Source organism: Streptomyces sp. NPDC047017 (genome assembly GCF_040644175.1).
Lineage (GTDB): Bacteria > Actinomycetota > Actinomycetes > Streptomycetales > Streptomycetaceae > Streptomyces.
This window is the reverse complement of the sequence record NZ_JBEYVW010000002.1, coordinates 174,842-187,713: the sequence shown is the minus strand read 5'-3', so window position 1 is coordinate 187,713 and position 12,872 is coordinate 174,842. Positions and strand designations below refer to the sequence as shown.

At 72.4% G+C, this 12,872-nt stretch carries 11 protein-coding genes; 6 read left to right on the top strand and 5 right to left on the bottom strand.

Annotation, left to right across the window (positions count from 1 at the left end; genetic code table 11):
* Positions 1-230 precede the first annotated feature (230 nt).
* The 4 genes from ABZ858_RS04160 to ABZ858_RS04145 form a co-directional block, all read right to left on the bottom strand.
* Positions 231-1,064, bottom strand: a complete 834-nt coding sequence (locus ABZ858_RS04160) for an S-methyl-5'-thioadenosine phosphorylase (protein WP_361372413.1) — start codon at positions 1,062-1,064, stop codon at positions 231-233.
* A gap of 100 nt (positions 1,065-1,164) precedes the next feature.
* Positions 1,165-1,494 carry an FmdB family zinc ribbon protein gene (locus ABZ858_RS04155; protein ID WP_361372411.1) on the bottom strand — a complete coding sequence of 110 codons (330 nt, stop codon included), beginning with the start codon at positions 1,492-1,494 and terminating at the stop codon, positions 1,165-1,167.
* Positions 1,495-1,561: 67 nt separating this feature from the next.
* Positions 1,562-2,857, bottom strand: a complete 1,296-nt coding sequence (locus ABZ858_RS04150; RefSeq protein WP_361372409.1) for an MFS transporter — start codon at positions 2,855-2,857, stop codon at positions 1,562-1,564.
* A gap of 363 nt (positions 2,858-3,220) precedes the next feature.
* Complete coding sequence (locus ABZ858_RS04145; protein ID WP_361372940.1) at positions 3,221-4,732, bottom strand: potassium/proton antiporter; 1,512 nt, start codon at positions 4,730-4,732, stop codon at positions 3,221-3,223.
* A 210-nt stretch (positions 4,733-4,942) separates the two neighbouring features.
* Between ABZ858_RS04145 and ABZ858_RS04140 the strand changes: the two genes are divergently transcribed.
* The gene (locus tag ABZ858_RS04140; RefSeq protein WP_361372407.1) at positions 4,943-7,813 is read left to right on the top strand and encodes a penicillin acylase family protein; all 2,871 of its coding nucleotides are present in this window, start codon (positions 4,943-4,945) and stop codon (positions 7,811-7,813) included.
* An 87-nt stretch (positions 7,814-7,900) separates the two neighbouring features.
* Here ABZ858_RS04140 and ABZ858_RS04135 read toward each other — a convergent pair whose 3' ends face one another.
* Positions 7,901-8,527, bottom strand: a complete 627-nt coding sequence (locus tag ABZ858_RS04135) for a 5-formyltetrahydrofolate cyclo-ligase (protein WP_361372405.1) — start codon at positions 8,525-8,527, stop codon at positions 7,901-7,903.
* A 121-nt stretch (positions 8,528-8,648) separates the two neighbouring features.
* Here ABZ858_RS04135 and galU point away from each other — a divergent pair, with 121 nt between their 5' ends.
* The 5 genes from galU (at position 8,649) to ABZ858_RS04110 (ending at position 12,684) form a co-directional block, all read left to right on the top strand.
* On the top strand, positions 8,649-9,563 hold the full coding sequence (galU, locus tag ABZ858_RS04130) for a UTP--glucose-1-phosphate uridylyltransferase GalU (protein ID WP_361372403.1): 915 nt from the start codon (positions 8,649-8,651) through the stop codon (positions 9,561-9,563).
* A 5-nt stretch (positions 9,564-9,568) separates the two neighbouring features.
* Entirely contained in the window at positions 9,569-10,891 is a 1,323-nt protein-coding gene (gene glp, locus ABZ858_RS04125) for a gephyrin-like molybdotransferase Glp (protein WP_361372401.1), read from the top strand.
* An 85-nt stretch (positions 10,892-10,976) separates the two neighbouring features.
* The gene (gene moaC, locus ABZ858_RS04120) at positions 10,977-11,525 is read left to right on the top strand and encodes a cyclic pyranopterin monophosphate synthase MoaC (RefSeq protein ID WP_361372399.1); all 549 of its coding nucleotides are present in this window, start codon (positions 10,977-10,979) and stop codon (positions 11,523-11,525) included.
* A complete protein-coding gene (locus ABZ858_RS04115; RefSeq protein WP_361372397.1) occupies positions 11,522-12,049 on the top strand; it encodes a MogA/MoaB family molybdenum cofactor biosynthesis protein in 528 nt (175 codons plus the stop codon). Before moaC ends, ABZ858_RS04115 begins: the two co-directional genes overlap by 4 nt.
* Positions 12,046-12,684, top strand: coding sequence for a GNAT family protein (locus tag ABZ858_RS04110; RefSeq protein WP_361372938.1), 639 nt, complete (start codon positions 12,046-12,048; stop codon positions 12,682-12,684). The genes ABZ858_RS04115 and ABZ858_RS04110 overlap by 4 nt, the downstream gene beginning before the upstream one ends.
* Positions 12,685-12,872 lie beyond the last annotated feature (188 nt).

Sequence of the window (12,872 nt, the reverse complement as noted above, 5' to 3'; positions counted from 1 at the left end):
CGAGTACGGCACGGACATGGGAGCCACCACCTGCGCTGGGGACCGGCACGGAACCGGCTTGCGCTGCCACGATGAGGCATCGCGCCGGACTCCGCCGGAGCCCGTGCGTTACTCACCGGTTGTGGACAACTCCGCCACCCGAACGTGCCGTTCCGCACCGCCCGTCGCCGGGCTTCCCTGGTTTCCCGGGCCTGTCGGGCCTCCCGGGCTCACCGGCCTCGCCCCGGCCGCTATGGCAGCGCGAACCCCGGGTCCATCCCGCCCAGCGCCCCCGCGCACAGGCAGTCGCGTTCCGCGGTGGCGGGCAGCGCGGCCACCGCGTCGAACAGCACGCCCCGCAGCCGCGCCACATTGGCGGCGAACACCCGCAGCACCTCCTCGTGGGAGACGCCCTCGCCGCTCTCCGCGCCCGCGTCGAGGTCGGTGACCAGCGTCAGCGAGGTGTAGCAGAGTTCCAGTTCCCGGGCGAGCGCCGCCTCGGGGTGGCCGGTCATGCCCACCACGGACCAGCCCTGCGCCTGGTGCCACAGCGACTCGGCGCGGGTGGAGAAGCGCGGCCCCTCCACCACCACGAGGGTGCCGCCGTCGACGGGCTCCCAGTCCCGCCCCCGCGCCGCCTTGAGCGCGGCCGCCCGCCCGGTGGGGCAGTAGGGGTCGGCCAGGGACACGTGCACCACGTTGGGCACGGTGCCGTCGGGCAGCGGCAGCCCGTCGAAGTAGGTCTGCTCGCGCGACTTCGTACGGTCGGCGAACTGGTCCGGCACGAGCAGGGTGCCGGGCCCGTACTCGGGGCGCAGCCCGCCCACCGCGCAGGGGCCGAGCACCTGGCGCACCCCCACCGAGCGCAGCGCCCACAGGTTGGCCCGGTAGTTGATGCGGTGCGGCGGCAGATGGTGGCCGCGGCCGTGCCGGGGCAGGAAGGCGACCCGCCGGCCGGCCACCTCGCCGAGGAAGAGCGAGTCGCTGGGCGCCCCGTACGGGGTGTCCACCTGGATCTCGGTGACGTCGTCCAGGAAGGAGTAGAAGCCGGAACCGCCGATGACACCGATCTCTGCGTTCGCCATGACCAGCACCCTAGCCGCCCGCCCCGGCACCGGGGACCGGCCCCCGCACATGCCTGGGACCCCGGCGTCGTACGACGCCGGGGTCCCGGAAAGCCGGAGGTCAGGCGGCGGAGCTGCCCGCCGAGCTGGTGGACGTCGAAGACGTCGAGGACGCGGACGACGTCGAGGACGACGAGCCCGCACCGCTCGCATCCGAGGAGGACGACGAGCCCGCCGGCTTCGACGACGACGCCGGGCTGCTGCTCGACGAGGAGCCGCGGCTGTCGTTGCGGTAGAAGCCCGAGCCCTTGAAGACAATGCCGACGGCCGAGAACACCTTCTTCAGGCGGCCGGAGCAGTTCGGGCACTCCGTGAGCGCGTCGTCGGTGAACTTCTGCACCGCCTCAAGGCCCTCGCCGCACTCGGTGCACTGGTACTGGTAGGTGGGCACTGTCTTCCTCCTGGCACTCTCACTCGATGAGTGCTAACGACGAACCATAGTGACGCATTCCCCGGGATCAGTCCACTGCGACAGGGGAGCGGTGACCGACGCCACGTGCCACCGTGCGGCTCGCGGTCCGCGCGGCGAGCCGCGAGCGCAGGGTGAACAGGGTCAGCAGGGCGAGCACCGTACCGGCCATCGGGACCAGGAAGCCGGCGCCGCCCCACAGGTGGTCCTCCAGCTGGCCGGCCGCGGTGACGGCGGCGGCCTGGCCGAGCGCGACCGCGCCCGTCAGCCAGGTGAACGCCTCGGTGCGGGCGCCCGCCGGGACCAGGCTCTCGACCAGCGTGTAACCGGTGATCAGCGCGGGGGCGATGCACATGCCGACCAGGAGGCCGAGCGCGGCCAGCAGGAGCACCGAGTGCGCGGTCCACAGCGCGGACGCGGCCACCGCGAGCGCGGTGTAGCCGACGAGCAGGCGGCGCTGCGGGGCCACCTTCCAGGCGATGGCGCCGCAGACGATGCCGGAGAGCATGTTGCCGGCGGCGAAGGTCCCGTACAGGACGCCGTTGAGGCCGGGCTCGCCGATCGACTCGGTGAACGCCGCCAGCGAGACCTGCATGCCGCCGAAGACCGAGCCGATGCCCAGGAAGGTCACGATCAGCACCCGCACGCCGGGGACGCGCAGCGCCGAGACGTGCTCCACGCGCGCGTGCCCCTCGCCCGAGACGGACGGCTGGGTGCGCTTCTGCGCGGCGAACAGCAGACCGCCGACCAGGGTCAGCGCGGCCTCGGTGAACAGGCCGGCCGCCGGGGCGACGGCCGTGCACAGGGCGGTGGCCAGCAGCGGGCCGAAGACGAACGTCAGCTCGTCGGTGACCGACTCGAAGGCCGCCGCGGTGGTCATCAGCGGCGAGTCCTTCAGGGTGACGCCCCAGCGGGCCCGCACCATGGGGCCGACCTGCGGCACCGAGGCGCCCGTCGGCACGGCCGCCACGAACAGCGCCCACAGCGGGGCGTGCGCGAGCGCCAGCGCGGTCAGGGTCAGCCCCGCCACGGTGTGCACCAGCACACCGGGGAGCAGGACGGCGCGCTGCCCGTAACGGTCGGCCAGCCGTCCGCTGTACGGCGCGAACAGCGCCATGGAGACGCCGGTGACCGCCGCGGTGGCGCCCGCCGCGCCGTAGGAGCCGGTGGTGTGCTGCACGAGCAGGACGATCGAGATGGTGAGCATCGCGAACGGCTGGCGTGCCGCGAAACCGGGGAGCAGGAACGTCCAGGCGCCGCGGGTGCGCAGCAGCTGCCCGTATCCGGGGCGGGAGGATGCCGTCGAGGTCTTCGCGGGGTCGGTGGTGGTGACCGCGGATCCCACGGCCGTGCCTTTCTGCCGCCTGGTAGCGCGGCCCCGGGTACGGGCGGCGCCGAGAGCTGTCCTCTTGCGCGGACTGCGGTAGATGCCGGCGCCTCAAGGGGCGTCCCGACCGCCATACGGTCGCGCCAGCTCTGCGTCAGGCAGAGTTGGTTCGATCAGGGTGCGCCTTCATCGTACAGGGACGGCGTCCTTGCGGGCCTGTGAAAGTGAGCACCATGGCAGGTGTTCACCTGGGTTCGGGCATCCGGTCATCCGGACGTCACGCGCCGCACGGACCGCTGCCCGTACCCCGCCGACCGCCGCCGCCCCTACCCCTTCCACACGTCCACGTCCCACACGTCCACACGTCCCCTGCCGCGTCCCTCACCGCCGGCCGTCCGCTCCGGTGCCGTTGGTGCCCAGCCAGCCCGCCAGCTTGCCGCCGCGGCCGATCGCGCGCAGGCGACGTTCCGCCGCCTCGCGGACCGGGTCGGTGGCGACCACGAGGAGTTCGTCGCCGCGCCGCAGGACCGTGGTGGGCAGCGGAACGAACGATTCTCCGTCGCGTACGACGAGGGTGACCGCGGCCCCGGCGGGCAGCCGCAGCTCGCCCACCTCCACGCCGTGCATCCGGGACCCCTCCGGGATGGCGACGGACAGCAGATGGCCGCGCAGCCGCTCCAGCGGCGCGGACTCGATGCCGAGGTCGGCGGCCTCCTGGGCGTCGCCCAGCCGCAGCTTGCCGGCCAGCCAGGGCAGGGTGGGCCCCTGGACGAGGGTGTAGACGACGACCAGGACGAAGACGAGGTTGAAGATGCGGCCGCTGGCGTCGACGCCGTTCACCATCGGGATGGTGGCCAGGATGATGGGCACGGCGCCGCGCAGCCCGGCCCAGGACATCAGGGCCTGCTCGGGCCAGGGCACCCGGAAGGGCAGCAGGCTGACCACCACGCTCAGCGGGCGCGCGACCATGGTCAGCACCAGGCCGATGACCAGCGCGGGCAGCACGTCGTCGACCAGCTCGTGCGGGGTGACCAGCAGGCCGAGCAGGACGAACATGCCGATCTGGGCGATCCAGCCGAGTCCCTCGGCGAAGCCGCGGGTGGCCGGCCAGTGCGGCAGCTTGGCGTTGCCGAGCACCATCGAGGCCAGGTAGACGGCGAGGAAGCCGCTGCCGTGCGCGAGCGCCCCGCCGGCGTAGGCGGCGACCGCGATGGCCAGCACGGCGATCGGGTAGAGGCCGGAGGCGGGCAGGGCGACGTGCTTGAGGCCCCAGGAGCCGATCCAGCCCACCGCGAGGCCGATGGCCGCGCCGATGGCCAGCTCCAGCGCTATCTCGCCCACCAGTACGTACCAGTGCTCGACCGGGCCGGCCGTGGAGAAGGCGACGACCAGGATGACGACCGGGGCGTCGTTGAAGCCGGACTCGGCCTCCAGGGTGCCCGTCACGCGCGCGGGCAGCGGGATGCGCCGCAGCACCGAGAAGACGGCCGCCGCGTCCGTGGAGGACACCACCGCGCCGATGATCAGGGACTGGCGCCAGTCCAGGCCGGTCAGCCAGTGGGCGCCGGCCGCGGTGACGGCCACGCTGACCGCGACTCCGGCCAGCGCGAGCACGGAGGCGGACGGCAGGACCGGCCGGATCTCCTTCCACTTCGTGCCGAGGCCGCCCTCGGCGAGGATCACGACGAGGGCCGCGTAACCCATGACCTGGGTCATCTCGGCGTTGCCGAAGTGGATGTGGCCGAGGCCGTCCTGGCCCATGACGATGCCGATCCCCAGGTAGACGAGCAGGCTGGGGAGCCCGCTGCGCGAGGAGATCCGCACCGCTGCGACGGCGACGAGCAGGACGAGGGAGCAGGCGAGCAGGAGCTGGTTGAGGTGCTGAACAGTCAGTGGCGGTTCCTTCCCCGAGTTCTCCGGTTCTCCGGATACTTCGTTACCTTACCTAACTCTTGACGCTTTCTTGACGCTTCAAGGGCTGGGATCGAACGTCCGTGCGCGGCCGGAGCCGACTCCGCGTCAAGTGGCACAGGGCCCTGCGCCTATGGTTGCTCCAGCACTCCAGTACCGCCTGCCGCTCGCGTTAGGACAGCAAGGACAGCGATGCCCCCCAACACCACCGCCTCAACGGGTGCCAGGCCCGTCACGTCCGGCAGGAAGAAGGGGCGAAAAGCCCGGCTGGTCGTGCTTGTCCTGGTACTCGCCATTATCGGAGGCATCTTCTACGGGGCCTACTGGTCCGTCAGCACCGTCCGCGCCTCCTTCCCGCAGACCAAGGGCTCGATCACGCTCCAGGGCCTGTCCGGGCCCGTCGACGTCAAGCGGGACGGCTACGGCATCCCGCAGATCTACGCGGCCTCGCCCGAGGACCTGTTCATGGCGCAGGGCTTCGTCCAGGCGCAGGACCGGTTCTACGAGATGGACGTGCGCCGGCACATGACCGCCGGGCGCCTGTCGGAGATGTTCGGCGCGAGCCAGGTCAAGAACGACGAGTTCCTGCGGACCCTGGGCTGGGACCGGGTGGCGAAGCAGGAGTACGACACCAAGCTGTCGGCCTCCACCAAGAAGTACCTCCAGGCGTACTCCCAGGGGGTCAACGCCTACCTCAAGGGCCGGGACGCCAAGGACATCTCCCTGGAGTACGCGGCCCTGGGCTTCACCAACGACTACACGCCGCAGCCCTGGACGCCGGTCGACTCGGTCTCCTGGCTGAAGGCGATGGCCTGGGACCTGCGCGGCAACATGCAGGACGAGATCGACCGCGCCCTGATGACCAGCCGCCTCGGCCCCAAGCAGATCAAGGACCTGTACCCGGACTACCCGGCCGACCGGAACAAGCCGATCGTGACGCAGGGCCAGTACGACGAGCTGACCGGGGCCTTCGAGGACAGCAGCGGCAGCGGGAGCAGCGGCAGCAGCGGCGGTACGGGCCACTCGTCGGGGACGGGCGGTTCCAGCGGCTCGCCGCTCACCTCCGGCGGTTCCACCGCGTCCGGCGGCTCCACCGGCACGGGCGGCACCGACGCCGCGTCCGGCTCCGGGTCCGGCTCGGGATCGGGCTCCGGGTCCGGCTCGGGCGTGCAGGGCCAGCTGATGGGCCTGGGCGACGTCATGGACAACCTGCCTGCGGCCGTCGGGGTGAACGGCGACGGCATCGGCTCCAACTCCTGGGTGGTGGCCGGGAAGTACACCATCACCGGCAAGCCGCTGCTCGCCAACGACCCGCACCTGGGTGCCTCGCTGCCGTCCGTCTGGTACCAGATGGGCCTGCACTGCCGCAGCGTGTCCGACGCGTGCCCGTACGACGTCACCGGCTACACCTTCGCGGGCATGCCCGGCGTGGTCATCGGCCACAACCAGGACATCGCCTGGGGCATGACCAACTCCGGCGTCGACGTCACCGACCTGTACCTGGAGAAGCTCAGCGGCGACGGCTACCTGCGCGACGACAAGACGGTGCCGTTCAAGACCCGTGAGGAGACCATCAAGGTCGCCGGCGGCGCCTCGAAGAAGATCGTCGTCCGCGAGACCGGCAACGGCCCCTTGCTCTCCGACCGCGACGACGAACTGGCCCAGGTCGGCCGAAGGGCCACCGTCGACACCGCGGCACCCGACCGCGGCGACGGCTACGGCGTCGCCCTGAAGTGGACCGCGCTGGAGCCGGGCACCACCATGGACGCGGTCTTCGCCATCGACAAGGCGAAGGACTGGAGCGGTTTCCGCTCGGCCGCGGCGCTGTTCGACGTGCCCTCGCAGAATCTGGTCTACGCCGACACCCGCAACAACATCGGCTACACGCTGCCCGGCCGCATCCCCAAGCGCGCCAAGGGCGACGACGGGTCCGTCCCGGCGCCCGGCTGGGACTCGAAGTACGACTGGAAGGGCTACCTCAAGCAGTCCCAGCTGCCCTCCGAGTACAACCCCCGCAGGGGCTACATCGTCACCGCGAACCAGGCGGTCGTCGACCCGGGCTCCTACCCGTACACGCTCACCACGGACTGGGGCTACGGCACCCGCAGCCAGCGGATCTCCGACCTGATCCAGTCGAAGATCGACGGCGGCGGCAAGATCTCCACCGACGACATGCGGCAGATGCAGATGGACAACAGCAGCGAGATCGCCAAGCTGCTGGTGCCCATGCTGCTGAAGGTCGACATCAAGGACAAGGACGTCCGCCAGGCGCAGAAGCTGCTCCAGGGCTGGGACTACACCCAGGACGCCGACTCGGCGGCGGCCGCCTACTTCAACGCGGTCTGGCGCAACATCCTCAAGCTGGCCTTCGGCAACAAGCTGCCCAAGGAGCTGCGGGTCAAGGGCCAGTGCCTGTGGGTCGACCCGGCCGGGAACACCGGCCCGGCGGACCAGAACACCAAGGTCCGCGAGTGCGGCGAGCGCGACGCCGACCAGGCGCAGCCGGACGGCGGCGACCGCTGGTTCGAGGTGGTCCGCAACCTCGTGAACCAGCCGGACAGCGACTGGTGGAAGACGCCGGCCTCCGGCACCCGTCCCAAGGCCGACAACCGCGACCAGCTGTTCCAGCGCGCCTTGATCGACGCCCGCTGGGAGCTGACCGCCAAGCTCGGCAAGGACATCGACACCTGGAGCTGGGGCCGGCTGCACCGGCTGTTCCTGAAGAACCAGACCCTGGGCACCGACGGCCCCGGCTTCCTCCAGTACATCCTCAACCGGGGGCCCTGGAAGCTCAGCGGCGGCGAGGCCGCGGTCAACGCCTCCGGGTGGAACGCGGCCGGCGGCTACGGCATCGAGTGGGTGCCGTCCATGCGGATGGTGGTCAACCTCGCCGACCTCGACAAGTCCAAGTGGATCAACCTCACCGGCGCCTCCGGGCACGCCTTCAGCGCCCACTACACCGACCAGACGGACAAGTGGGCCAAGGGCGAGCTGCTGCCCTGGTCGTTCTCGGCGGGCTCGGTCGACAAGAGCACCAGCGACACGCTCGTCCTCAAGCCGTGACCGGCTGACCGGCCGGCTCGGCCGGTTCGTACGACGGAGGCCCTCCACGCGCGCGTGGAGGGCCTCCGCCGCGCATGCGGGCGCCCGTCAGCCGAAGCGGCGCACCCCCGAGGGCGTCACCGCCGCCCGTACCGGCCGGTCGTGCGGCTGGTCGGGGATGCGCTCGACGACCTCGGAGTCGTACAGCAGGACCAGGAGCGCCGGCCGGGCACCGGCCCGCTCCAGGCGCGCCAGGACCCGGTCGTACGATCCGCCGCCGCGCCCCAGCCGCATCCCGCGCGCGTCGACGGCGAGCCCGGGCAGCAGGACGGCGTCGGCGGCCGTCACGGCGTCCGGGCCGAGGCGTCGCCCGGACGGCTCGCACAGTTCCATCCGCCCGCCGTGCCGCACGCGCGCGAGGGAGTCCTCGCCGGTGTAGGCGCCCCAGTCCAGGTCGTTGTCGGGCAGCAGGGCGGGTAGCAGGACGCGTACGCCCCGCGCGCGCAGCGCGTCGAGCAGCGCCAGGGTGCCCGGCTCGGCGCCCATGGAGACGTACGCGGCCACCGTGCGCGCCCGCGCCAGCTCGGGCAGCTCCAGCGCGTGCCGGGCCAGCGCGCGTGCCGCCGCGCGCACCTCGCCGTCGGTCAGCGCGGCGCGCGCCGCGAGCAGCTCGCGCCGCAGCGTCCGCTTGCCGGGCTCCGGTGCGGGCCCGCTGTGTGGTCCGGTCTGGCTCAAGGCCGCCTCCGTGCCGTCGTAGGATCCCGTCGGACCGCGTATGTCAGTGTCTGTCCGTGTACATCCGTCTATGGGGCGGAGTCACGGAATCCCTACGGAGGCAACGGATAAAGTTGCCGCCATGAGTCACGCACACCCCAGGATCAGCAAGGCTGTCATCCCCGCGGCCGGCCTCGGCACCCGGTTCCTGCCGGCCACCAAGGCCACCCCCAAGGAGATGCTCCCGGTCGTGGACAAGCCCGCGATCCAGTACGTGGTCGAGGAGGCCGTCTCGGCCGGCCTGGAGGACGTCCTCATGGTGACGGGCCGCAACAAGCGGCCCCTGGAGGACCACTTCGACCGCAACTACGAGCTGGAGTCCGCGCTCGCCAGCAAGGGCGACGCCGACCGGCTCGCCAAGGTGCAGGAGTCCAGCGACCTGGCGATGATCCACTACGTCCGCCAGGGCGACCCGCGGGGCCTGGGGCACGCCGTGCTGTGCGCGGCGCCGCACGTCGGTGACGAGCCGTTCGCCGTCCTGCTCGGCGACGACCTGATCGACCCGCGCGACCCACTGCTCCAGCGGATGGTCGAGGTCCAGGAGACCTACGGCGGCAGTGTGATCGCCCTCATGGAGGTCGCGCCCGAGCAGATCCACCTCTACGGGTGCGCGGCCGTGGCGCCCACCGGGGACAGCGACGTGGTCCAGGTGACCGGCCTGGTCGAGAAGCCGGACGCGGCGGACGCCCCCTCGAACTACGCGATCATCGGCCGGTACGTCCTGGACCCGCACATCTTCGAGATACTGCGCACCACCCGGCCGGGCCGCGGCAACGAGATCCAGCTCACCGACGCCCTCCAGCAGCTCGTGCAGGCCGACGAGTCGGCCGGGGCCGAGGGCGGCCCGGTGCACGGCGTGGTCTTCAAGGGCCGCCGCTATGACACCGGCGACCGTGGCGACTACCTGCGTGCCATTGTCAGACTCGCGTGCGAACGTGAAGACCTGGGCCCCGACTTCAGGACCTGGCTTCAGAGGTATGTAGCCGAGGAGATGTGACGACGTTGAGCAGCGCCGCGGACCACGCCGCAGACCCCGACCGCCTGTGGTCGGTGGACGAGCACCTGGAGGACGTCCTCACCACCGTCCGCCCGCTGGAACCCATCGAGCTGCAACTGCTCGACGCCCAGGGCTGCGTCCTGGTCGACGACGTCGTGGTGCCGGTCAGCCTGCCGCCGTTCGACAACAGCTCCATGGACGGGTACGCGGTGCGGGTCGCGGACGTCTCCGGCGCGAGCGAGGAGTTCCCCGCCGCCCTGGAGGTCGTCGGGGACGTCGCCGCGGGCGCCGCGGACCCGGTCCGGGTGGGTCCCGGCCAGGCCGCCCGGATCATGACCGGCGCCCCGCTGCCGCCCGGCGCCGAGACGGTCGTCCCGGTGGAGTGGACCGACGGCGGACTCGGCGAGGGCCCGGTCGGCGGGATGCGCGCCCGCAGCCGCTCCCCGCAGGACGCCACCGGGCAGGTGCGCGTGTACCGTCCGGCCGAGGCACGCGCGCACGTGCGCGCCCAGGGCAGCGACGTGCGCGCCGGCGACCTCGCCCTGAAGGCCGGCACGGTCCTCGGGCCGCCGCAGATCGCGCTGCTCGCCGCGATCGGCCGCGGCACGGTCCGGGTGCGCCCGCGCCCGCGCGTGGTGGTGCTCTCCACCGGCAGCGAACTCGTCCAGCCCGGCGAGCAGCTGGCCCGCGGCCAGATCTACGACTCCAACAGCTTCGCCCTGACCGCGGCCGCCCGGGACGCCGGCGCCATCGGCTACCGGGTGGGGGCCGTCGCCGACGACGCCGACACCCTGCGCTCCACCATCGAGGACCAGCTGGTCCGCGCCGACCTCATGGTCACCACCGGCGGGGTGAGCGTCGGCGCGTACGACGTGGTCAAGGAGGCCCTCTCGCACGTCGGCGACGAGGACGAGCCCGGCGGCGGCGTCGAGTTCCGCAAGCTCGCCATGCAGCCCGGCAAGCCCCAGGGCTTCGGCACGATCGGCCCCGACCACACCCCGCTGCTGGCCCTGCCCGGCAACCCGGTCTCCTCCTACGTCTCCTTCGAGCTGTTCGTGCGCCCCGTCATCCGCACCCTGATGGGCCTGCCCGACGTCCACCGCCCGACGACCCGGGCCACCCTGGCGGCGGACAAGGCGCTGACCTCGCCGCGCGGCCGCAGGCAGTTCCTGCGCGGGGTGTACGCCGACGGCGAGGTATCGCCCGTGGGCGGCTCCGGCTCCCATCTGATCGCGGCCCTCGCGCAGGCCGACGCCCTCATCGTCGTCCCCGAGGACACCGAGTCCGTCGAGCCCGGCAGCGAGGTCGAGGTGGTCCTGCTCGGCTGACCGCCCCCGGTTGGCGGTACCGTGTCGCGCACAGCAGGCCCACACGCCGCACCGCGCCGGGCCCGGACCGGGAGCGCCACAGAGCATGACCACACCTTCCCGGGGGCAGACCCCCCAGCCCGTGCAGGACGAGCCCGCGCGGGACCGTCCCCGAGAGCGCGCACAGGACCGGCTGACGCACCTCGACGACGCCGGCGCCGCCCGTATGGTCGACGTCTCCGGCAAGGACGTCACCGTGCGCACCGCCCGCGCCAGCGGCCGCGTCCTCGTCTCGCCCCGCGTCGTCGAGCTGCTGCGCGGCGAGGGGGTGCCCAAGGGAGACGCCCTGGCCACCGCCCGGATCGCCGGGATCATGGGCGCCAAACGCACCCCCGACCTCATCCCGCTGTGCCACCCGTTGTCGGTGTCGGGTGTGAAACTGGACCTGTCGGTCGCGGACGACGCCGTGGAGATCACGGCGACCGTGCGGACGACGGACCGCACGGGCGTCGAGATGGAGGCGCTCACCGCGGTCTCCGTCGCCGCGCTCACCGTGATCGACATGGTCAAGGCGGTCGACAAGGGGGCGGTCATCACGGACGTCAGGGTCGAGGAGAAGACGGGCGGCAAGTCGGGCGAGTGGAGGCGGGCGTGAGCGCCGGCGCCCCGGCCGGGCCGTACCGCGCGCTGGTCGTCACCGCCTCCAACCGGGCCGCCGCCGGGATCTACGAGGACAAGGGCGGCCCGCTGATCGCCGACGGCCTCACCGCCCTCGGCTTCGCCGTCGACGGGCCGCGGGTCGTCCCGGACGGCGACCCGGTGGAGGCCGCCCTGCGCGCGGCCGTCGAGGCCCGTTACGACGTCGTGGTCACCACCGGCGGCACCGGCGTCTCGCCCACCGACCGCACCCCCGAGGCGACCCGGCGGGTGATCGACCACGAGGTGCCGGGCATCGCCGAGGCGATCCGGGCCTTCGGCCGGGAGAAGGTGCCGACCGCGGCGCTCTCCCGGGGCCTGGCCGGGGTGGCCGGACGCACGCTGATCGTCAACCTGCCGGGCTCGACCGGCGGGGTGAAGGACGGCCTCGCCGTCCTGGAGCCGCTGCTGAGGCACGCCGTCGACCAGCTCCGCGGCGGCGACCACCCCAGACCGGGCACCGGCGACGGGGGTGCGAGCTGAACAGCCTGACCTGGCCCGTCGTACTGGCGGAGGGCGATGTCGTCCTCCGGCCGATAAAGCTGCGCGACCAGCGCGCCTGGCGCGAGGTGAACCGGCGCAACCGGGACTGGCTCAGGCCCTGGGAGGCCACCATCCCGCCGCCCACGCCCAGCGGGCCGGTCACCCACCGGCCGACCTACCGGCAGATGGTGCGGCACCTGCGCGCCGAGGCGCGCGCGGGCCGGATGCTGCCGTTCGTCATCGAGTACCAGGGGCGGCTGGTCGGGCAGTTGACGGTCGCCGGGATCACCTGGGGCTCGATGTGCTCGGGCCACATCGGCTACTGGGTCGACGAGGCGGTGGCCGGGCGCGGCGTGATGCCCACGGCCGTGGCGCTCGTCGTCGACCACTGCTTCCGCGCGGTGGGCCTGCACCGCATCGAGGTCTGCATTCGCCCGGAGAACGGCCCGAGCCGCCGGGTCGTGGAGAAACTCGGATTCCGCGAGGAGGGCCTGCGCCCGCGTTATCTGCACATCGACGGGGCCTGGCGCGACCACATGGTCTACGCGCTCACCGCGGAAGAGGTCCCCGAGGGGCTGCTCGCCCGGTGGCGGCGGAGCCGCGCGGAGCGGGCGCGGAAGGGGAATCGGGCCTGAAGTCACCCCTGGCCCAGCCCCGGCCTGCCACCGGTCAAGCCCTGGCCCAGCACCCGAAGGGCCGTCAGAGTCCTTACCAGCCCCGTAAATTGAATAAGTGTTCGAATTAGCGCACCGGATGACCGATCTCCGCTGTGAATTCACGGTCTTGACGGTCCGTTGATCGCATCGGTCGCAAAAAAAGTTCG

Coding starts and splice junctions, on each gene's coding strand:
- ABZ858_RS04160 (WP_361372413.1), bottom strand. CDS start 1,064: ATGGCGAACGCAGAGATCGGTGTCATCGGCGGTTCCGGCTTCTACTCC.
- ABZ858_RS04140 (WP_361372407.1), top strand. CDS start 4,943: ATGCCCCCCAACACCACCGCCTCAACGGGTGCCAGGCCCGTCACGTCC.
- galU (WP_361372403.1), top strand. CDS start 8,649: ATGAGTCACGCACACCCCAGGATCAGCAAGGCTGTCATCCCCGCGGCC.
- moaC (WP_361372399.1), top strand. CDS start 10,977: ATGACCACACCTTCCCGGGGGCAGACCCCCCAGCCCGTGCAGGACGAG.